Below are 22,266 nucleotides of genomic sequence, written 5' to 3' on the forward strand. Positions count from 1 at the left end.
CATCCGTTGATTAATCATATATAAATATTATGTATCAATAAGTTACATCGACAAACGACGCTACCATTAATCAAAATGACTCACAAGGTCCGAAAAAAAACGCCGGCAATGTGCCGACGTTTTGATAAAGAAAGATTTGGCTATTTATTGCACGTTGTTCATTCAGGCTGCCTGGCTAATCCGCGCCAGCTGCTCGAAATAATCCGGAAATGTTTTGGCCGTGCATTTGGGATCAAGAATCGTCACTGGTGTATCTGACAACGCCACCAGCGAGAAACACATCGCCATCCGGTGATCATTGTATGTTGCGATCTCGGCAAAGTTCAGTTTTTCCGGTGGAGTGATACGAATGTAATCGTGCCCCTCTTCTACTTCCGCACCAACTTTACGCAGTTCTGTTGCCATCGCAAACAGGCGATCGGTCTCTTTAACACGCCAGTTATAGATATTGCGCAGAGTGGTGGTGCCTTTTGCAAATAACGCCGCCGTGGCAATGGTCATCGCCGCATCAGGAATATGGTTCATATCCATATCAATAGCGTTCAGTTCACCCCGCGTGCAGGAAATATAATCATCGCCCCAGCAAATGGTCGCGCCCATTTTTTCCAGCACATCAGCAAAGCGAATATCACCCTGCATACTGTTGCGTCCAATGCCGGTCACTTTTACAGTGCCGCCTTTGATTGCTGCTGCTGCCAGGAAGTAAGAAGCCGAAGATGCATCGCCTTCGACCAAATAAGTACCCGGAGACTGATAAGACTGCCCGCCTTTTACGACAAATTGTTGATAGTGCTGATTTTCAATTTCAACACCAAACGTCTTCATCAGATTGAGTGTGATGTCGATATAAGGTTTAGAGACCAGATCGCCTTTAATACGAATCACCGTATCTTCCGGTGCAAGAGGCGCAGTCATTAACAGTGCGGTGAGGAACTGGCTGGAAACGGAGCCATCAACGTCAACGTTGCCGCCAGTAAAGCCGCCCTGTAAACGCAATGGTGGATAATTTTCTTGTTCCAGGTAAGTGATCTTCGCCCCGCCCAGGCGCAGCGCATCCACCAGATGACCAATGGGGCGTTCTTTCATACGCGGTTCACCGGTCAGCACAATATCATTGCTACCCAGACAAAGAGCTGCCGCCAGCGGACGCATTGCCGTTCCGGCGTTACCGAGGAACAACTCCAGGGCACTTTTTGCGTGTAATGGACCGCCGTTACCGATGATTTCGCAACGCGTACGATCGGCTGAAAGCGTATAGCTTACCCCTAACGCTGTTAATGCATTCAGCATATGGCGCACGTCATCGCTATCCAGCAGATTGGTTAATACTGTTTTGCCGTGTGCTAATGCCGCCAGCAATAAAGCGCGGTTAGAAACGCTCTTGGAACCGGGCAGATTAATGGTGCCATCGACACGAGCGATGGGTTGTAACGTCAGGGATTCCATGAACTCAACTCTCTACAACAGAAATAAAAACCCCACAGGCTGGCTGTGGGGATTAAGCAAAATTTCGGCATTAGCCGTGACGGCGTTCGAACTCAACCATGAAGTCTGTCAGCGCTTTAACGCCTTCCAGAGGCATTGCGTTATAAATTGACGCACGCATACCGCCGACCACACGATGCCCTTTCAGGGCATGCAGCCCCGCAGCAAAAGACTCTTCAAGGAACAATTTGTCAAGCGCACTGTCCGCCAACTGGAACGGCACGTTCATCCGCGAACGGTTAGCTTTCGCCACGTCATTGCGGTAGAAATCGCTGTTATCAATCACCCCATACAGCAGTTCTGCTTTTTGCTGATTGATTTTATCCATTGCAGCCACGCCGCCGTTCGCTTTCAGCCATTTGAATACCAGACCGGACAGGTACCAGGCAAATGTCGGCGGCGTGTTAAACATTGAGTCGTTATCGTTAAGGATGGAATAATCCAGAATCGACGGACACGCGATATTCGCTTTACCCAGTAAGTCTTCACGAACGATGACGATTGTCAGGCCCGCCGGGCCGATATTTTTCTGTGCGCCAGCATAAATCACACCGTAACGACTGACGTCAATTGGACGGGAAAGAATTGTTGAAGAGAAGTCGGCTGCAACCACCACTTCTTTACCAAAGTCTGGCGTTTCGTCGATGGCGATACCATCGATGGTCTCATTTGGGCAGTAATGCATATAAGCGGCATTATCAGAGAGCTGCCATTCACGCATTGGCTTAACCGCACGAAGACCATCAACAGTCACTTTGGCGTCAAAGACATTTGGCTTGCAGTATTTTTTCGCTTCTTTAATGGCACTTGCCGCCCAGTAACCGGCATCGACATAATCTGCAGTGGTTTTATCACCAAGAATATTCAGCGGAACAGCAGCAAACTGACCGCGACCACCGCCGTGGCAGAACAATACTTTATAGTTGGAGGGGATATTAAGAAGATCGCGAAAATGCTTCTCGGCTTCCTCTGCAACCTGAATGAACTCTTTACCACGGTGGCTCACTTCCATCACCGACGTACCAAGACCGTTCCAGTCGCGCAGTTCCTGTTGAGCCTGTTTAAGCACCTCTGCCGGTAGCATTGCCGGACCAGAACTAAAATTGAAGATTTGAGCCATTTCCCCTCACCACGTTGCGTTGCCATTAACCCACGGACAATCGATTGCGACCGCGGGTAATACATTATTCCTGTGGCTATCGGTTTTATCATTCAGTGGCGCGCATCGCAATGGGTAAAACAGTCGAGGGCAAAAATGCGGCACGCGTCACACAATAGAATCTCTCGGATTATTGTCCAAAAACCGATTTTTTTGCTGTCAGGTCACCCGTTTAGCCCGACTTGCCTTCGTCCATTCTGGATTTGCACAGCGCGGACATAATTGTTTTTCCCCTGCATTCATATGAATGATCTCACTGCAACGGATGCAAGCATAGTCCGCCGACTCAGGCACCACTTTGTAACGCTGAGTACAGTCACTGGGTAAAATAAGTAATCCCGGTTTGACCTTGTCATCTTCAAAGAAATAGACACTGATTTGCCCGTTGGTTTCGAGAATCGCCAGACGTACCTGCCCCAACTGCTCCACTCCACGCAGTCGCAGCTCCATAAAGAACTCAAATTCCGTCATGTTGGAGTTATTAAGTTTCGACCAGGCCAGCTCACCATCCTCAATAATGACAACCGGCTTGCCTTCCAGAAGATCCTCCAGTTTTTCACTGTGCGCCATCAACCACATTACCAGACGGTATAACAACGCCAGAGTAATAAAGACGATAAGCACCGGAACCATCGGCACATCATCATAAAACGCCACATCCCCCGCCGCTGACCCCAGCGTCAGAATGATTAACACTTCAAACAGCGACATCTGCCGCACACCGCGTCTGCCGGTCATTTTGAGGAACAAAAAAACCAGTACAAAGGTATAAAGACTACGTAGTGCAACTTCGCCAAGGAAATCAAAAGGCACTTTATCAAATGCCATACGGTGGAGATCGAACGCCTTCATTTTTATGCTCTTATCGTGGTTTATCCACTAAAAGCATAGTCAACAGTTCATCGGCATGGCGGCGGTGATAGCGCCTTTGAGATAAAACCCGTATTATTGCGCGCTTTCCGTACGACTAAAGTGATTTTCATGACGCAAACATTTATCCCCGGCAAAGATGCCGCTCTGGAAGATTCCATCGCTCGCTTCCAGCAAAAACTTTCAGACCTCGGTTTTCAGATTGAAGAGGCCTCCTGGCTGAATCCCGTGCCTAACGTCTGGTCTGTACATATTCGCGACAAAGAGTGCGCACTGTGTTTTACCAACGGTAAAGGCGCAACCAAAAAAGCGGCGCTGGCTTCTGCACTCGGTGAATATTTCGAGCGTCTGTCTACCAACTACTTTTTTGCTGACTTCTGGCTGGGCGAAACCATCGCCAACGGTCCATTCGTGCATTATCCCAACGAAAAATGGTTCCCACTGACCGAAAACGACGATGTACCAGAAGGGCTGCTCGATGACCGTCTGCGCGCATTTTACGATCCGGAGAATGAACTGACCGGCAGCATGCTGATTGACCTACAATCTGGTAACGAAGATCGTGGTATTTGCGGTCTACCGTTTACGCGCCAGTCCGACAATCAGATCGTTTATATTCCGATGAATATCATTGGTAACCTGTACGTTTCTAACGGTATGTCCGCTGGCAATACCCGAAACGAAGCACGCGTTCAGGGGTTGTCCGAAGTTTTCGAACGCTACGTGAAAAACCGGATTATTGCTGAAAGTATCAGCCTGCCAGAGATCCCGGCAGACGTGCTGGCGCGTTATCCAGCGGTGGTTGAAGCGATCGAAACACTGGAAGCGGAAGGTTTCCCGATCTTCGCTTATGATGCCTCGCTTGGCGGTCAATATCCGGTGATCTGCGTGGTACTGTTCAATCCAGCTAACGGTACCTGCTTTGCATCCTTCGGTGCACATCCTGATTTTGGCGTTGCACTGGAACGTACCGTGACCGAGTTGCTGCAAGGCCGCGGTCTGAAAGATTTGGATGTGTTTACTCCGCCAACCTTCGATGATGAAGAAGTCGCTGAACATACTAACCTCGAAACGCACTTTATCGATTCCAGCGGTTTAATCTCCTGGGACCTATTCAAGCAGGATGCTGATTATCCGTTTGTGGACTGGAGCTTCTCAGGCACCACGGAAGAAGAGTTTGCTACGCTGATGGCTATCTTCAACAAAGAAGATAAAGAAGTTTATATTGCCGATTACGAGCATCTGGGCGTTTATGCTTGCCGCATTATCGTGCCTGGCATGTCCGATATTTATCCGGCAGAAGATCTGTGGCTGGCGAATAACAGCATGGGCAGCCATTTACGTGAAACGATCCTTTCACTCCCAGGCAGCGAGTGGGAAAAAGAAGATTACCTGAACCTCATCGAGCAACTGGATGAAGAAGGTTTTGATGACTTTACCCGCGTGCGTGAGCTATTAGGTCTGGCAACCGGGCCGGATAACGGCTGGTACACTCTGCGTATCGGTGAATTAAAGGCTATGCTGGCGCTGGCTGGTGGCGATCTGGAACAGGCTCTGGTCTGGACTGAATTGACAATGGAATTTAACTCATCAGTGTTCAGTCCGGAACGCGCCAACTATTATCGCTGTCTGCAAACGTTGTTATTACTGGCACAGGAAGAAGACCGCCAACCGCTGCAATATCTGAATGCCTTCGTTCGTATGTATGGCGCAGATGCCGTAGAAGCCGCCAGTGCGGCAATGAGCGGTGAATCGGCGTTTTATGGCCTGCAACCCGTAGATAGCGATCTGCACGCATTTGCTGCACATCAATCGTTGCTGAAGGCCTACGAAAAGCTGCAGCGCGCCAAAGCGGCATACTGGGCAAAATAAAATCAAATAGCCTACGCAATGTAGGCTTAATGATTCGTCTGAGTTATATTACGGGGCGTTTTTTTAATGCCCCGCTTTACATATATTTGCATTAATAAAATAATTGTAATTATAAAGTTAAATATCGGTAATTTGTATTTAATAAATACGATCGATATTGTTACTTTATTCGCCTGGTGCTCCCTTTTAATTAACTGTTTTAGCGGAGGATGCGGAAAAAATTCAACTCATTTGTTAATTTTTAAAATTTATTTTTATTTGGATAATCAAATATTTACTCCGTATTTGCATAAAAACCATGCGAGTTACGGGCCTATAAGCCAGGCGAGATATGATCTATATCAATTTCTCATCTATAATGCTTTGTTAGTATCTCGTCGCCGACTTAATAAAGAGAGAGTTAGTGTGAAAGCTGACAACCCTTTTGATCTTTTACTTCCTGCAGCAATGGCCAAAGTGGCCGAAGAGGCAGGTGTCTATAAAGCAACGAAACATCCGCTTAAGACTTTCTATCTGGCGATTACCGCCGGTGTTTTCATCTCAATCGCATTCGTCTTCTATATCACAGCAACCACTGGCACAGGAACAATGCCCTTCGGCATGGCAAAACTGGTTGGCGGCATTTGCTTCTCTCTGGGGCTGATTCTTTGTGTTGTCTGCGGAGCCGATCTCTTTACTTCCACAGTGTTGATTGTTGTTGCTAAGGCGAGTGGGCGCATCACCTGGGGTCAGTTGGCGAAAAACTGGCTAAATGTCTATTTTGGCAACCTGGTCGGCGCACTGCTGTTTGTACTTTTAATGTGGCTTTCCGGCGAGTATATGACCGCGAATGGTCAATGGGGACTAAACGTCCTACAAACCGCCGACCACAAAGTGCACCATACTTTTATTGAGGCCGTCTGCCTTGGTATCCTGGCAAACCTGATGGTATGTCTGGCAGTATGGATGAGTTATTCTGGCCGCAGCCTGATGGATAAAGCGTTCATTATGGTGCTGCCGGTCGCGATGTTTGTTGCCAGCGGTTTTGAGCACAGTATCGCAAACATGTTTATGATCCCGATGGGTATTGTAATCCGCGACTTCGCATCTCCGGAATTCTGGACCGCTGTCGGTTCTGCACCGGAAAATTTTTCTCACCTGACCGTGATGAACTTCATCACTGATAACCTGATTCCGGTTACGATCGGTAATATTATCGGCGGTGGTTTGTTGGTTGGGTTGACATACTGGGTCATTTACCTGCGTGAAAACGATCACCATTAATGGTTGTCGAAGTACGCAGTAAATAAAAAATCCACTTAAGAAGGTAGGTGTTACATGTCCGAGCTTAATGAAAAGTTAGCCACAGCCTGGGAAGGTTTTACCAAAGGTGACTGGCAGAATGAAGTAAACGTCCGTGACTTCATTCAGAAAAACTACACTCCGTACGAGGGTGACGAGTCCTTCCTGGCTGGCGCTACTGAAGCGACCACCACCCTGTGGGACAAAGTAATGGAAGGCGTTAAACTGGAAAACCGCACTCACGCGCCAGTTGACTTTGACACCGCTGTTGCTTCCACCATCACCTCTCACGACGCTGGCTACATCAACAAAGCGTTGGAAAAAGTTGTTGGTCTGCAGACTGAAGCTCCGCTGAAACGTGCTCTTATCCCGTTCGGTGGTATCAAAATGATCGAAGGTTCCTGCAAAGCGTACAACCGCGAACTGGACCCGATGATCAAAAAAATCTTCACTGAATACCGTAAAACTCACAACCAGGGCGTGTTCGACGTTTACACTCCGGACATCCTGCGTTGCCGTAAATCCGGTGTTCTGACCGGTCTGCCAGATGCTTATGGCCGTGGTCGTATCATCGGTGACTACCGTCGCGTTGCGCTGTACGGTATCGACTACCTGATGAAAGACAAATACGCTCAGTTCACCTCTCTGCAGGCTGATCTGGAAAACGGCGTAAACCTGGAACAGACTATCCGTCTGCGCGAAGAAATCGCTGAACAGCACCGCGCTCTGGGTCAGATGAAAGAAATGGCTGCGAAATACGGCTACGACATCTCTGGTCCGGCTACCAACGCTCAGGAAGCTATCCAGTGGACTTACTTCGGCTACCTGGCTGCTGTTAAGTCTCAGAACGGTGCTGCAATGTCCTTCGGTCGTACCTCCACCTTCCTGGATGTGTACATCGAACGTGACCTGAAAGCTGGCAAGATCACCGAACAAGAAGCGCAGGAAATGGTTGACCACCTGGTCATGAAACTGCGTATGGTTCGCTTCCTGCGTACTCCGGAATACGATGAACTGTTCTCTGGCGACCCGATCTGGGCAACCGAATCTATCGGTGGTATGGGCCTCGACGGTCGTACCCTGGTTACCAAAAACAGCTTCCGTTTCCTGAACACCCTGTACACCATGGGTCCGTCTCCGGAACCGAACATGACCATTCTGTGGTCTGAAAAACTGCCGCTGAACTTCAAGAAATTCGCTGCTAAAGTGTCCATCGATACCTCTTCTCTGCAGTATGAGAACGATGACCTGATGCGTCCGGACTTCAACAACGATGACTACGCTATCGCTTGCTGCGTAAGCCCGATGATCGTTGGTAAACAAATGCAGTTCTTCGGTGCGCGTGCAAACCTGGCGAAAACCATGCTGTACGCAATCAACGGCGGCGTTGACGAAAAACTGAAAATGCAGGTTGGTCCGAAGTCTGAACCGATCAAAGGCGACGTCCTGAACTACGATGAAGTGATGGAGCGCATGGATCACTTCATGGACTGGCTGGCTAAACAGTACATCACTGCACTGAACATCATCCACTACATGCACGACAAGTACAGCTACGAAGCCTCTCTGATGGCGCTGCACGACCGTGACGTTATCCGCACCATGGCGTGTGGTATCGCTGGTCTGTCCGTTGCTGCTGACTCCCTGTCTGCAATCAAATATGCGAAAGTTAAACCGATTCGTGACGAAGACGGTCTGGCTATCGACTTCGAAATCGAAGGCGAATACCCGCAGTTTGGTAACAACGATCCGCGTGTAGATGACCTGGCTGTTGACCTGGTAGAACGTTTCATGAAGAAAATTCAGAAACTGCACACCTACCGTGACGCAATCCCGACTCAGTCTGTTCTGACCATCACTTCTAACGTTGTGTATGGTAAGAAAACTGGTAACACCCCAGACGGTCGTCGTGCTGGCGCGCCGTTCGGACCGGGTGCTAACCCGATGCACGGTCGTGACCAGAAAGGTGCTGTAGCATCTCTGACTTCCGTTGCTAAACTGCCGTTTGCTTACGCTAAAGATGGTATCTCCTACACCTTCTCTATCGTTCCGAACGCACTGGGTAAAGACGACGAAGTTCGTAAGACCAACCTGGCTGGTCTGATGGATGGTTACTTCCACCACGAAGCATCCATCGAAGGTGGTCAGCACCTGAACGTTAACGTGATGAACCGTGAAATGCTGCTCGACGCGATGGAAAACCCGGAAAAATATCCGCAGCTGACCATCCGTGTATCTGGCTACGCAGTACGTTTCAACTCGCTGACTAAAGAACAGCAGCAGGACGTTATTACTCGTACCTTCACTCAATCTATGTAATTAGTTTTGACTGAAATCGTACAGTAAAAAGCGTACAATAAAGGCTCCACGAAAGTGGGGCCTTTTTTAGCACGAGAGCCTTTTTTGTCAGCTATCTATACTTTAAGGTGACTGCCAAAACAGACTCGACGTAGCCTTCGAGCTGCGCACCAACACGGCCTCAGATGGGCCACATCTGGAGAAACACCGCAATGTCAGTTATTGGTCGCATTCACTCCTTTGAATCCTGTGGAACCGTAGACGGCCCGGGTATTCGCTTTATCACCTTTTTCCAGGGCTGCCTGATGCGCTGCCTGTATTGTCATAACCGCGACACCTGGGACACGCATGGCGGTAAAGAAGTTACCGTTGAAGATTTGATGAAGGAAGTGGTGACCTATCGCCACTTTATGAACGCTTCCGGCGGCGGCGTTACCGCATCCGGCGGTGAAGCAATCCTGCAAGCTGAGTTTGTTCGTGACTGGTTCCGCGCCTGCAAAAAAGAAGGCATTCATACCTGTCTGGATACCAACGGTTTTGTTCGTCGTTACGATCCGGTGATTGATGAACTGCTGGAAGTAACCGACCTGGTAATGCTCGATCTCAAACAGATGAACGACGAGATCCACCAAAATCTGGTTGGAGTTTCCAACCACCGCACGCTGGAGTTTGCTAAATATCTGGCGAATAAAAATGTGAAGGTGTGGATCCGCTACGTTGTTGTCCCAGGCTGGTCTGACGATGACGATTCAGCGCATCGCCTCGGTGAATTTACCCGTGATATGGGCAACGTTGAGAAAATCGAGCTTCTCCCCTACCACGAGCTGGGCAAACACAAATGGGTGGCGATGGGTGAAGAATACAAACTTGATGGTGTTAAACCACCGAAGAAAGAGACCATGGAACGCGTGAAAGGCATTCTTGAGCAGTACGGTCATAAGGTAATGTTCTAATTTCCCCGTAAAGCGGCAACTTTATTGAGTTGCCGCTTTGTTATTCCGCGCTTCATTCTGCTACAGCGTTTTTAACACATCTTATAGTGCATCTACCATATCCCGTACCTGAGATAATAACGACTGATAATAGCTCGCGTGAAGTTCTTCCCCATCGAATACCACTGTATTACACAAGAAAGTGACATCGGCATCTTCAATACCAAGATAACTGCACATATTTATCAAATAATCGCTTATATTTTTTTCCCAGCCCATCTGGACAAATGATTCTTTGTCTCCTCCAACCAGCGCCACCCAACGAACTTTATTGAATGGTAATTTGTGCCCATCTCCATAAGCCAGCCCATTATTCCATACTCTGTCAATATATCCTTTTAGCATTGCTGGGAAGCTGTACCACCAGAGAGGAAAAACCACCACTAACGTGTCATGTTCAAGCAGCTCTGAATAAAGCTGATGAACCTCTGGAGAATAACGTTTATCCATATTCTTCCAGTCTGGTTCATCTTCCGGCGTCATCACCGGGTTGAAATTACGCCGATATAAATCGAGTTCCGTCACCTGTATTTTCCGCTCCATTGCCCGCTGATGGATCGCATCAGCAATATGTGCGGTCAATGAATCATGACGAGGATGGGCCCATACCAAATAAATACGCTCAGACTGCATAATTTTACCTCCACGTTAAGTTCTGGAGCGCACTTTACGCAGGCGGCATCATCCTGTAAACGTGATGATTCAGGATGAGTTAATGAAGGATTTTCACTAATGCGGATGAATATGTCTGACTTTGCCACTTTCTTTGCCGTGGCCCGTAATCAAAGCTTTCGTGCAGCAGGCGATGAGTTAGGCTTATCTTCGTCCGCCATTAGCCATAGTATTAAAACACTGGAACAACGTCTTAAAATTCGCTTATTCAATCGGACAACCCGAAGCGTATCGTTAACGGAAGCGGGTTCTAATCTCTATGAACGATTGCGCCCAGCTTTCGACGAAATTCAGATCATGTTAGATGAGATGAATGATTTTCGTCTGACACCGACAGGTACGCTCAAAATCAATGCCGCCCGGGTAGCTGCACGTATATTTTTAATGCCTTTACTGGTTGGTTTCACACGTGAATATCCTGATATTAAAGTCGAGCTCACAACTGACGACTCTCTTGTTGATATCGTCCAGCAGGGCTTTGACGCTGGCGTTCGACTTAGTGGCATCGTCGAAAAAGATATGATCAGCGTGGCGATCGGCCCGCCAGTGAAATTATGTGTAGCAGCAACGCCAGAGTACTTTGCAAGATATGGCAAACCCCGCCATCCTCATGATCTGCTTAATCATCAATGTGTTGTTTTTCGTTATCCCAGCGGCAAACCTTTCCACTGGCAATTTGCAAAGGAGCTGGAAATTGCTGTCGCAGGAAATATCATTCTGGATGATGTTGATGCTGAACTGGATGCCGTTTTGATGGGTGCTGGTATCGGGTATCTGCTCTATGAACAGATCAAGGAGTACCTTGATACCGGTCGTTTAGAATGTGTACTGGAAGACTGGATCACAGAGCGTCCAGGCTTCCAGATCTATTACCCAAACCGCCAGTATATGTCCTGCGGCTTGCGCGCATTTCTCGATTATGTAAAAACGGGTCAGATCTGCCAGAGTCAGCGTCACCGACCACAATAATTATTTGCTATTCGCTTTACGCGCCAGCAGCGGGAATATCAGCCCTAATCCCACCAGCACAAACGGCGTTGCAACATTCAGCGCCAACTGGAATGTCCACTCTGCGGTGAAGGCTTCCATTTTCGGGAAAATACCAGTCAGGCAGGCAAAAGCGGTAAAGGCAAAACACCAAATTCCGACGGTCATTGCCAGCGGCTTATTACGAATAAAGACATATTCCGGCTTATATTTCTGCGCCAGGCGAACAACTGCAATAAATGCAACAAATACCCATAAATAACGCAGCGGCATCACTACCGAGTTAAGGTTCAACAGCCATTTATAGAGATTGTTCATATCACCGATGCCGAGAGTCGGCAGCATAATCAGGATCGCCACCAGCACCAGGGTCAGAAAATAGCCATTAACGGGCGTACCAGAAGCGTTGGTACGACATAAACTGGCTGGAATATATTTGCTGTCAGCATCGCCTAATAACACTTTAAGCGGCGCATCAATCGAGAATACCAGCGCAGCTACTTGTCCCAGGGTATTCGCAATGGCATAAATCACCATTAAAGTATTACCCATGTTGTAATATTCGCCCAGCTTCTGAAAGGCGTAATACTGACCGTTAGTCATTAAGTCATCCGGGATATTACGCGAGTCAAACATCATCCCCATCGCCAGTGAGCCCAGAATGGCACAAACCGCAACCATCACCGCCAGGCATAACATCCCTTTTGGAAATTCTTTTCCTGGGTTGCGCGTTTGATTAACGTAAGGAGAAATCTTCTCTGCTCCGCCAACCGCGAAAACCAGCATTGAAATAGTGGTAATGTAGGTAAAGTCGATATGAGGAATAAACGTTTCCCAGGTAATGTTTGTGGTCGCAATATGCACTTCAGTAATCGCAGGCGCGGTTACCGCCATCGCCACATACAGGAGCGACATAACAAACATCGCAATCCCTGCCACAGAACCGACGATTTTCAGCGATTTCATACCGCGTGAAGCAACCCACATAAAGAAGACAAACAGCACCAGCGTTAACCCCTGTAACGCTACGACTGAATATTCTTTGATTAGCGAACCGTCGCCTTTCATCGCCCAACCGAGCGCAATCAGTATTGCCTGGGGTTTTTGTGCCAGATAGGGAATATGCACTACCCAGTAGGTCCACGCGGCGAGGTAAGCCAGTCCGGGTCCCATCGTGTGTTTAATCCAGGTACTGACCCCGCCCTTCCCATCTTTGAAGGTCGAGCCTAACTGACCAACAATTAGCGCATAAGGTGTGAAATAGAGCGCAAAGATAAACACCCATGAAAAAACAACCACCAGCCCCTGGTTGGCGTAGTTATTAACAACGTTGCCAAAACCCCAGACAGTGATAAAAGACATCAGCGCAATGTTGTACCATCGCAGCTGTTTTTCCTGAACATTCCCAGCCATAGACAAATCCTTCGCCAAAATTAAAGGGGCATCTGTAAAACGAGGGATTATGCGCGGCAAATAAGAAGTGCGGAAATAGCGAAATGCAAAATTATAACCTGCTGCACATTTTATTTTGAAACGAATAAAATTTTGAAAAAAGCAAGTCAGAGAGAAGAAACAAAAAAGCAGAGTGTGAAACAGTAAGTTCACACTCTGCGTTAATTCATTTACACGTGAGCAACGGGTTTCGGCGTATGACCGGCGTTGCGAAGCAGCATCAGCAAATAGATAAACGATACGCTGGCGATCATGATAAACAATAAATTATCGGAGAAATTCTGCATTAGCATGGCAGTAAATGACGGGCCAAGCAGACTTCCCACAGTATAGCTCAACAGTAAGGCCTGGTTCATCGCCACCAGTTGATGATGTTCAACTTTCTCGCAAGCCCATGCCATCGCCACCGGATATAGCGTAAAGCCAGCGGCACCGAGGATGAATAACGCTGGGGCCATCGCCGCCTGGCTAAGCATCGCGATACTGCCGAGAATGACGACAAAGACCTGAACACGCAACACCAGCAGTCGACCAAACTTATCCGCCAGACGTCCAATCGGCCATTGTCCAAGGATACCCGCACTGACCAGTACCGCCATCCAGAAACCAATGCTGGCATTGCTCACCCCTTTGTGATTGAGGTACAGCGGCATCAGGCCATATAGAGATCCCAGAACGATTCCTGAGATAATGCAGCCATTCACGCCAAGCCGCGCCTGACGGAGTTTTAGCATTGACGTAATTGACGTCGAATCATGGTTTTCAGCCTGCTGATTCAGCACACGCGTAAACAACAGCGGTAAGATCCCTGCCAACGTCAAACCTGTAACCCACGGCAATACGGACATCAGCTCGGTTGAAACTTTGCTGACCAGTAACTGGCCTAAAAACGTTCCCACGTAATAAACCATCATATACGCAGCAAGCAAACGCCCACGGTTACGTGACGTCCCACTGCACATCAGCGCGCTCTCAACAACCACCCAAATCATGGCACAGCCGACGCCGGCGACAAAACGCCAAGCCAACCAGCTCCAGAATCCAATCATCAGGCCAAGGCCGGCACAGCCAGCGGCAAAAATGAAGGAGGCCAGATAATAGCTGCGGTTAAAGCCAATGCGCTTAATGACATACCCTGTCAGCAATGTACCGACCAGGTTGCCGGTAAAATAGGATGAGCTGACAACGCCTACCTGCCATGTGGACATATGTTCCTGGGCGAGCCAAAGTGGCACGAGTGTATTTAACACTGCGATCGCCAAAGTCAACAAAAGCAGGCCAGACAGCAAAAGCATGACAGGCCGGGTATACGTAGACATGAATTAAAACCGTGAGGAAGTTCAAATTTCATGCGCATCATGCCACCGCCAAAAACATTGTCAATGGGTGAAAATACGCGCATATCGCAGCTGAGGTATTATCGATTTATATTACTCATTCATAACGCTAATGCTGGAGAGACGATTAATCTCATCTGATTGTTTTTATTGATCTAACACAAATTTCATACGCTTCGTTCAGTCGAAAAATTTCATGGTCACAGCAAACTCATATTTCCCGTCTATGCTTTCAGAGCAATGCATCGCGTCTGACCGATTTCAGACGTACCGCTGACTCTCGAAAGGAGAAGAGGATGACCAAACCGTATGTTCGTCTCGATAAAAATGATGCTGCCGTTTTGCTTGTTGATCACCAGGCTGGTTTACTTTCCCTTGTACGGGATATCGAACCCGATAAGTTTAAAAATAACGTGCTGGCGCTGGGTGATCTGGCTAAGTATTTCAACTTACCTACTATTCTTACCACCAGTTTTGAAACCGGCCCTAACGGCCCATTAGTTCCGGAACTGAAAGCACAGTTCCCTGATGCACCTTACATTGCTCGCCCGGGAAATATTAACGCCTGGGATAACGAAGATTTTGTGAAAGCGGTAAAAGCGACAGGTAAAAAACAATTGATTATCGCTGGTGTGGTAACCGAAGTTTGCGTTGCGTTCCCGGCACTTTCGGCAATTGAAGAAGGGTTTGATGTCTTTGTCGTGACTGACGCGTCAGGAACCTTTAACGAAATTACCCGGCACTCGGCGTGGGATCGAATGTCGCAAGCGGGTGCGCAATTGATGACATGGTTCGGCGTGGCGTGCGAGCTGCATCGCGACTGGCGTAATGATATTGAAGGACTGGCGACGTTGTTCTCTAACCATATTCCTGATTATCGTAATTTGATGACCAGTTATGACACGTTAACGAAGCAGAAATAAAAGAGAACCGGGGCCGAAACCCCGGTTGTTACTCATTAACTTGCGACGACCATCCCCACGGTCATATGCAAACCATAGAATACGCCACGACCGATTAATTCCCCTGCCAGAAGCAGAATGAATGATACAGAAAGTAGCGGAACCGCAGGCTGATAACCTTTTAGCTGTGGGGCAATCCACAAGCACAGGGCAACAGCCAAAAGTACGATACGGCAGGACATCAGCGCACCATAGTCCGGCACCAGCGCTGCAGCCTGCTGCACAGAACTATGAATAGTCGCCAACTCTGCGCCCTGCATCACAGACATCACGCCACTCACTACCAGTGCCAGCACAGAAATTGCAGGTAGCAGACGCATCGCCCAGCCATCGACGCCAGCCAGACTCAACAACAGGTAACCCAGTAACGGGCCGCCCATGAACATTGTCAAGAAGAAGCCCATCGGTGTCCAGATGCTGTACCAGGTCGGGACAGTATCGATGCTGTTATAAACGCGCACCATCATCCAGACAAAGACTACGCCGAGAACCATCGTCACCACCAGCCACAGCGTACGCAGTGCTGGCGACAGCTTTTTCAGTATTGCCAGCACCCAACCGATGCCACCAACGGCAAAAAAGATCGAACCGCTGGCGATTTCGTTACTGAGTGCTGAAGCCCCTACCCGGTTGAGCGAGTTAAAAGCGCGCATCGGCGAACCAAGATGGAGCATAGAGGCGATAAAGCCAATACCCATCAGCACCCATAAGCCAAACATGCAGGCGATAACACGCTGCTGGGCTTCTGCTCGCAGGTCGCCTTTGAGCAGCGCCAAAGCCAGAACGATAAAACCACCTGCTACACATTGCCCGAAGACCGTGAAGATCATCAGCGGCCATTCATGCCATCCACTTCCCATCTCACACCTCCTTCGGGTTTGCCAGATAGCCAGTGGTATCCCCGGTTGGGCGGCTGTTGGCATTGGGTTTGATCACAATATTCGGTTTGGTAAAGTGAGCTCGCGGCAACGGCGCAACAGCCGCCAAATCGCCATGTTTTTTACGTAGCTCGTCGATAGGGCCGAAATCCAGCGCCCGCAGCGGGCAAGATTCAACACAGATCGGCTTCTTCCCCTCCGCAACACGGTCATAACAACCATCGCATTTGGTCATATGGCCTTTCGTTTCGTTATATTGCGGTGCGCCATACGGGCAAGCCATATGGCAGTAGCGGCAGCCAATGCACACATCTTCATCGACCACAACAAAACCATCTTCACGTTTATGCATCGCACCGCTCGGGCAGACTTTAGTACAAGCCGGATCTTCGCAGTGGTTACATGAAATCGACAGATAGTAGGCAAACACGTTCTGATGCCAGACACCGTTATCTTCCTGCCAGTCACCGCCAGCATATTCATAAATGCGGCGGAAGCTGACTTCCGGCGTCAGATCTTTATAGTCTTTACAGGCCAGCTCGCAGGTTTTGCAACCGGTGCAACGGCTGGAATCAATAAAAAATCCATACTGGGTTGTCATCGGTTACTCCTTACACCTTTTCAACCTGAACCAGGTTTGTATGTGACGGATTCCCCTTAGCGAGAGGAGACGGACGTTGAGTGGTCAGTACGTTAATACAACCGCCCTTATCGACACGTTTTGCATCCGGGTCATACCAGGCACCTTCACCCAGTGCGACCACACCCGGCATCATTCGTGGCGTCACTTTTGCCTCAATGTGAACCTCACCACGGTCGTTAAAGATCCTGACCTTATCGCCGTTGTTGATACCGCGTTTTTGTGCATCAAGCGGGTTGATCCACATTTCCTGGCGGCAAGCTGCTTTCAGCACATCAACGTTGCCGTAAGTTGAGTGAACGCGAGATTTGTAGTGGAAGCCAGTAAGCTGCAGCGGATATTGTTTGTTCAGCGGATCCTGATAACTTTCAAAGCCCGGCGTGTAGATCGGCAGTGGATCGATCACGTCGCCTTCTGGCAATTCCCAGGTCGCGGCAATGTCAGCCAGCGCCTGCGAATAAATCTCAATTTTACCCGATGGCGTGGTCAGCGGATTTGCCTGCGGATCTTCACGGAAAGCTTTATAAGCAACGTGATGCCCTTGTGGGTCGCGCTTTTTAAAGATCCCCTGCTTGCGGAACTCTTCAAACGTTGGCAGTTCAGGAATCGCTTCCCGCGACTGGGCATACAGATGCCGCATCCACTCTTCCTGTGTACGGCCTTCAGTAAACTGTTGCTCAACGCCAAGACGTTTTGCCAGTTCGCTGGTCATTTCATAGATGGTCTTACATTCAAAGCGCGGTTTAATCACCTGATCGTTGAAAATCACGTAAGACATATTCCCGCAGGATGCATCCAGTGCAAAGTCCATCTGTTCGGAAGCGGTGCAGTCAGGCAGCAGGATGTCAGCATATTTCGCTGATGAGGTCATGTGGCAGTCGATAACCACAATCAGCTCGCACTTCTTATCATCCTGAAGGATTTCATGGGTACGGTTGATTTCAGAATGCTGGTTAATCAGGCAGTTACCAGCATAGTTCCAGATCATTTTGATCGGCACATCCAGCTTATCTTTCCCGCGCACACCATCACGCAGCGCTGTCATTTCCGGGCCACGTTCAATGGCATCGGTCCACATAAACATCGAAATGCTGGTCTGGATCGGGTTTTCGAGGGTCGGCATACGGACAAAAGGTAAGCTGTATGAACCTTCACGCGCGCCGCTGTTGCCCCCGTTAATACCAACGTTACCGGTCAGAATCGCCAGCATCGAGATAGCACGGGTTGCGATTTCACCGTTAGCGTGACGCTGCGGGCCCCATCCCTGGCTGATAAACGCCGGTTTGGTACTACCGATTTCACGAGCCAATTTGATGATTTTGTCTGCCGGAACACCGGTGATTTGCGAGGCCCATTCCGGTGTTTTAGCCACGCCATCTGGCCCTTCCCCCAGAATATAAGCTTTATAGTGGCCATTTTTCGGTGCACTAGCTGGCAGGGTTTTCTCGTCGTAGCCAACGCAATATTTATCGAGGAATTCCTGATCAACCAGATTTTCGCTGATCATGACGTACGCCAGACCATTAACCAGTGCGGCATCTGTTCCCGGACGAATAGGGATCCACTCATCTTCGCGCCCGGCACCGGTGTCGGTATAGCGCGGATCGATAATGATCATACGAGCATTGGATTTCTGACGAGCCTGCTCAAGGTAATAAGTCACCCCACCACCGCTCATTCGCGTTTCGCCAGGGTTATTACCAAACAGTACCACCAGCTTACTGTTTTCAATATCTGACGGGCTGTTACCATCCGCCCAGCCGCCGTAGGTATAGTTCAAACCTTCCGCAATTTGCGCGGAAGAGTAGTCACCGTAATGGTTCAGATAACCGCCGCAGCAGTTCATCAGGCGAGCGACCAGGGTATTTCCCGGCGGCCAGGAGCGGGTCATGGTGCCGCCCAGCGTACCGGTACCATAGTTCAGATAGATAGACTCGTTGCCGTACTCTTTGATCAGGCGCTGCATATTGGTCGCGATGATGTCGTAGGCTTCTTCCCAGCTAATGCGCTCGAATTTGCCTTCACCGCGCGCCCCGACTCGTTTCATCGGATATTTCAGGCGGTCCGGATTGTAGACACGGCGACGCATGGAACGCCCACGCAGACAGGCGCGCACCTGGTGCAGGCCGTCATAGTTGTCATCGCCGGTATTATCCGTTTCAACATATTTAATTTCACCGTCCACAACGTGCATACGTAGCGGGCAGCGGCTACCACAGTTAACTGTACAGGCGCTCCAGATTACCTTTTCGTCTGACTTTGCCGGAAGGGCACTATCAACAGCGTGCGCAATCCGACTAAAAGGTAAGGTTAATGCGCTGCTGGCCATTGCCAAGCCGCCGATCGCTGTCGTTTTTACCAAACCACGGCGACTCACCTCAGCAGCCAATACCGCATCAGGGATTTTCGTTTTCATAATGGCTCACTCAAGCTTGCTCACGATTGATTCCAGTAACAAACCGTATTGTGTAATTATTTCTATAGCAGTTCGCTATATAGGCTTGTATACATCGAATGATTTGAAAATCAAAGAGATAGGCAGATTTTCACTCGAAAGTAGTATTACGTGTAAGTGAGGAGTAATTATTGTTCGGTATCAAAGGGAGACAAAAAAAGCGCCCGAAGGCGCTTTTTAGATTCAGAAAAATTGGGTATTAGCCAATATATTCCAGTCCGTTCATATACGGACGCAGAACTTCCGGTACTTCGATACGACCATCAGCCTGCTGATAGTTTTCCATTACCGCAACCAGCGTACGACCAACAGCCAGACCAGAACCGTTCAGGGTATGAACCAGACGGGTTTTCTTGTCCGACTTGCTACGGCAACGTGCCTGCATACGACGCGCCTGGAAATCCCAAACGTTGGAGCAGGAAGAGATCTCGCGGTAGGTGTTCTGTGCCGGGATCCATACTTCCAGGTCGTAAGTTTTGCAAGCGCCAAAGCCCATGTCGCCGGTGCAAAGAATGATTTTACGGTACGGCAGGCCCAGCAACTGCAGGACTTTTTCCGCATGACCGGTCATCTCTTCCAGTGCCGCCATTGAGTCTTCCGGGCGCACGATCTGCACCATTTCAACTTTGTCGAACTGGTGCATACGGATCAGACCACGGGTGTCACGACCATATGAACCTGCTTCAGAACGGAAACATGGGGTGTGGGCGGTCATCTTAATTGGCAGATCATCTTCATCGATGATTTCACCGCGTACCAGGTTGGTCAGCGGAACTTCTGCCGTTGGGATCAGTGCATAGTTACTGGTGTCTGCTTCTTCTTCCAGCGGACGAGTATGGAACAGATCGCCAGCAAATTTCGGCAGCTGACCCGTACCGTACAGCGTGTCCTGGTTAACCAGGTACGGAACATAGTTCTCACTGTAGCCATGCTGTTCGGTATGCAGATCCAGCATAAACTGCGACAGTGCGCGGTGCATGCGAGCAATCTGCCCTTTCATTACCACAAAGCGGGAACCAGTCAACTTAACTGCGGCTGCAAAGTCGAGGCCAGAGTGCATTTCACCCAGCGTCACATGGTCACGAACTTCAAAGTCAAACTCACGCGGGGTGCCCCAGCGGCTGACTTCAACGTTGTCATTTTCATCTTTACCTACCGGCACTTCATCTGCAGGCAAGTTAGGGATGGTTAGCGCGATATCGCGAATTTCAGCCTGTAAAGCATCCAGCTCGGCTTTTGCTGCATCCAGCTCTTCGCCCAGTTTGTTCACTTCCAGACGTAAAGGCTCGATATCTTCCCCGCGCGCTTTCGCCTGGCCAATGGATTTCGATCGGGAGTTACGCTCCGCTTGCAGGTTTTCCGTTTTGACCTGCAATACTTTACGACGCTCTTCAAGAGCGCCCAGCTTATCTACATCCAGCTTAAAGCCCCGGCGTGCCAGTTTTTCAGCGACTGCGTCTGGCTCATTACGCAGCAGATTGGGATCGAGCATGCTTATCCTGTGCTTATCGAATTAAATGGGAGATGTGGCCACAGCCTGCGACCACAGGGATACAGTAACAACATTACCGCAACGATAACATTAACGGTAGCGTTTTATGGGGCTATTTTGATCCTGTTCAGCCAGCCAGGCGAGCTTTTCGCCAATCTTGCCTTCAAGGCCCCTGTTTGTCGGGAAATAATAGCGTGTTTGTGCTATTTCCGGCGGGAAGTAAACCTCACCGGCAGCATAAGCGTTTGCTTCATCATGAGCATAACGATATTCCTGACCGTAGCCCATTTCCTTCATCAGTTTGGTCGGCGCATTGCGCAAATGAACCGGTACGTCATAATCCGGACGTTCGCGAGCATCGGCCAGCGCGGCTTTAAACGCAGTGTAGACAGCGTTGCTTTTTGGCGCGCAGGCCAGGTAAACAATCGCCTGAGCAATGGCACGTTCACCTTCTGCCGGACCAACTCGCGTAAAGCAATCCCAGGCCGCAATAGCCACCTGCATCGCCCGTGGGTCAGCATTACCCACATCTTCAGACGCAATCGCCAGGCAGCGACGCGCGACATATAACGGATCTCCACCGGCGGTAATAATTCGCGCATACCAGTACAGCGCCGCATCGGGTGCGCTCCCACGCACCGATTTATGCAGTGCAGAGATCAGATCGTAAAAGCGATCGCCTTTGTTATCAAAGCGGGCGCTACGCTCACCGGCGATTTCGGTCAGTAATTCAGGCTTCAGGACTCGCTTACCGCTATCATCGACTTCAGCCATATCCGCCATCATTTCCAGCGTATTTAACGCACGGCGCGCGTCGCCATTCACCAATTCAGCGATGGCGCGTCGTGTTTCACCTGGCAGAACGATATCCTGACCACCATAACCGCGGGTTTTGTCTTCCATGGCCTGAGTCAGTACTTGCTCAATATCCTCTGTACTCAAGGATTTCAGCAGATAGACACGGGCACGGGAAAGCAGTGCCGAGTTAAGTTCAAACGACGGGTTTTCAGTGGTTGCGCCAATAAAAGTGATGGTACCGTCTTCAATATGTGGCAGAAATGCATCCTGCTGGCTTTTGTTGAAACGGTGAACTTCGTCAACAAAAAGAATAGTGCGGCGACCAGCATTGCGGTTTTGCCGAGCGCGCTCGATCGCCTCGCGAATCTCTTTCACGCCAGAGGTAACGGCAGAAATACGTTCCACATCAGCGTTCGCATAGCGGGCAATCACTTCAGCGAGGGTTGTTTTGCCAGTACCCGGCGGCCCCCAGAGGATCATAGAATGCAAATGCCCGGCTTCGATAGCGCGCGGCAACGGCTTCCCCGCGGCCAGCAAATGTTGCTGGCCGATATACTGTGCTAAATTTTCTGGCCGCATACGCGCGGCCAGAGGTTGAAAAGTATTATCCGAAAAATCGAGCGACAGATTGCTCAC

The 22,266-nt window shown here is 49.4% G+C and carries 17 protein-coding genes; 6 read left to right on the top strand and 11 right to left on the bottom strand.

All coding sequences use genetic code 11. From position 1 onward, the window contains the following. Positions 1 to 162 precede the first annotated feature (162 nt). The 3 genes from aroA to ycaP form a co-directional block, all read right to left on the bottom strand. Entirely contained in the window at positions 163 to 1,446 is a 1,284-nt protein-coding gene (aroA, locus tag AABJ99_RS15175; RefSeq protein ID WP_000445247.1) for a 3-phosphoshikimate 1-carboxyvinyltransferase, read from the bottom strand. Positions 1,447 to 1,516: 70 nt separating this feature from the next. Beyond that, complete coding sequence (gene serC, locus AABJ99_RS15180; protein ID WP_039020471.1) at positions 1,517 to 2,605, bottom strand: 3-phosphoserine/phosphohydroxythreonine transaminase; 1,089 nt, start codon at positions 2,603 to 2,605, stop codon at positions 1,517 to 1,519. A gap of 198 nt (positions 2,606 to 2,803) precedes the next feature. Further along, positions 2,804 to 3,496 carry a DUF421 domain-containing protein gene (gene ycaP / locus AABJ99_RS15185; protein WP_000642852.1) on the bottom strand — a complete coding sequence of 231 codons (693 nt, stop codon included), beginning with the start codon at positions 3,494 to 3,496 and terminating at the stop codon, positions 2,804 to 2,806. 129 nt (positions 3,497 to 3,625) lie between these two features. On the opposite strand from ycaP, the gene ycaO reads away from it, so the two are divergent. The 4 genes from ycaO to pflA all read left to right on the top strand — a co-directional run bounded on the left by ycaO (position 3,626) and on the right by pflA (position 9,918). Further along, positions 3,626 to 5,386: a 30S ribosomal protein S12 methylthiotransferase accessory factor YcaO gene (ycaO, locus tag AABJ99_RS15190; protein ID WP_039020470.1), complete on the top strand. Its 1,761-nt coding sequence runs from the start codon at positions 3,626 to 3,628 to the stop codon at positions 5,384 to 5,386. A 405-nt stretch (positions 5,387 to 5,791) separates the two neighbouring features. Continuing rightward, entirely contained in the window at positions 5,792 to 6,649 is an 858-nt protein-coding gene (gene focA, locus AABJ99_RS15195) for a formate transporter FocA (protein WP_000642546.1), read from the top strand. Positions 6,650 to 6,703: 54 nt separating this feature from the next. Continuing rightward, complete coding sequence (gene pflB / locus AABJ99_RS15200; RefSeq protein WP_001292814.1) at positions 6,704 to 8,986, top strand: formate C-acetyltransferase; 2,283 nt, start codon at positions 6,704 to 6,706, stop codon at positions 8,984 to 8,986. A 191-nt stretch (positions 8,987 to 9,177) separates the two neighbouring features. Beyond that, entirely contained in the window at positions 9,178 to 9,918 is a 741-nt protein-coding gene (gene pflA, locus AABJ99_RS15205; protein WP_000111043.1) for a pyruvate formate lyase 1-activating protein, read from the top strand. An 81-nt stretch (positions 9,919 to 9,999) separates the two neighbouring features. Here the strand turns inward: pflA and ycaK are convergent, their stop codons facing one another. Next, a complete protein-coding gene (gene ycaK, locus AABJ99_RS15210) occupies positions 10,000 to 10,590 on the bottom strand; it encodes an NAD(P)H oxidoreductase (protein ID WP_032302794.1) in 591 nt (196 codons plus the stop codon). A 99-nt stretch (positions 10,591 to 10,689) separates the two neighbouring features. Between ycaK and ycaN the strand changes: the two genes are divergently transcribed. Then, positions 10,690 to 11,598: a LysR family transcriptional regulator gene (ycaN, locus tag AABJ99_RS15215; RefSeq protein WP_001242673.1), complete on the top strand. Its 909-nt coding sequence runs from the start codon at positions 10,690 to 10,692 to the stop codon at positions 11,596 to 11,598. Here the strand turns inward: ycaN and ycaM are convergent, their stop codons facing one another. Both ycaM and ycaD read right to left on the bottom strand, forming a co-directional pair. Next, entirely contained in the window at positions 11,599 to 13,029 is a 1,431-nt protein-coding gene (gene ycaM / locus AABJ99_RS15220) for an APC family permease (protein ID WP_032183852.1), read from the bottom strand. 209 nt (positions 13,030 to 13,238) lie between these two features. After that, a complete protein-coding gene (ycaD, locus tag AABJ99_RS15225; RefSeq protein WP_000109295.1) occupies positions 13,239 to 14,387 on the bottom strand; it encodes an MFS transporter in 1,149 nt (382 codons plus the stop codon). Between the two features lie 314 nt (positions 14,388 to 14,701). On the opposite strand from ycaD, the gene ycaC reads away from it, so the two are divergent. Further along, entirely contained in the window at positions 14,702 to 15,328 is a 627-nt protein-coding gene (gene ycaC, locus AABJ99_RS15230; protein WP_000165876.1) for an isochorismate family cysteine hydrolase YcaC, read from the top strand. A gap of 35 nt (positions 15,329 to 15,363) precedes the next feature. Here the strand turns inward: ycaC and dmsC are convergent, their stop codons facing one another. From dmsC to rarA, 5 genes are all read right to left on the bottom strand, one after another. Continuing rightward, complete coding sequence (gene dmsC, locus AABJ99_RS15235) at positions 15,364 to 16,227, bottom strand: dimethyl sulfoxide reductase anchor subunit DmsC (protein WP_039020468.1); 864 nt, start codon at positions 16,225 to 16,227, stop codon at positions 15,364 to 15,366. A gap of 1 nt (position 16,228) precedes the next feature. Continuing rightward, positions 16,229 to 16,846 carry a dimethylsulfoxide reductase iron-sulfur subunit DmsB gene (gene dmsB, locus AABJ99_RS15240; RefSeq protein WP_000213098.1) on the bottom strand — a complete coding sequence of 206 codons (618 nt, stop codon included), beginning with the start codon at positions 16,844 to 16,846 and terminating at the stop codon, positions 16,229 to 16,231. A gap of 10 nt (positions 16,847 to 16,856) precedes the next feature. Continuing rightward, entirely contained in the window at positions 16,857 to 19,301 is a 2,445-nt protein-coding gene (gene dmsA, locus AABJ99_RS15245) for a dimethylsulfoxide reductase subunit A (RefSeq protein ID WP_039020467.1), read from the bottom strand. Positions 19,302 to 19,539: 238 nt separating this feature from the next. Beyond that, positions 19,540 to 20,832, bottom strand: coding sequence for a serine--tRNA ligase (serS, locus tag AABJ99_RS15250; protein WP_000886683.1), 1,293 nt, complete (start codon positions 20,830 to 20,832; stop codon positions 19,540 to 19,542). Positions 20,833 to 20,922: 90 nt separating this feature from the next. Beyond that, the gene (gene rarA / locus AABJ99_RS15255) at positions 20,923 to 22,266 is read right to left on the bottom strand and encodes a replication-associated recombination protein RarA (protein WP_000067769.1); all 1,344 of its coding nucleotides are present in this window, start codon (positions 22,264 to 22,266) and stop codon (positions 20,923 to 20,925) included.

Origin of the sequence: Escherichia coli, assembly GCF_036503815.1 — a bacterium.
GTDB classification, from domain to species: domain Bacteria; phylum Pseudomonadota; class Gammaproteobacteria; order Enterobacterales; family Enterobacteriaceae; genus Escherichia; species Escherichia coli_F.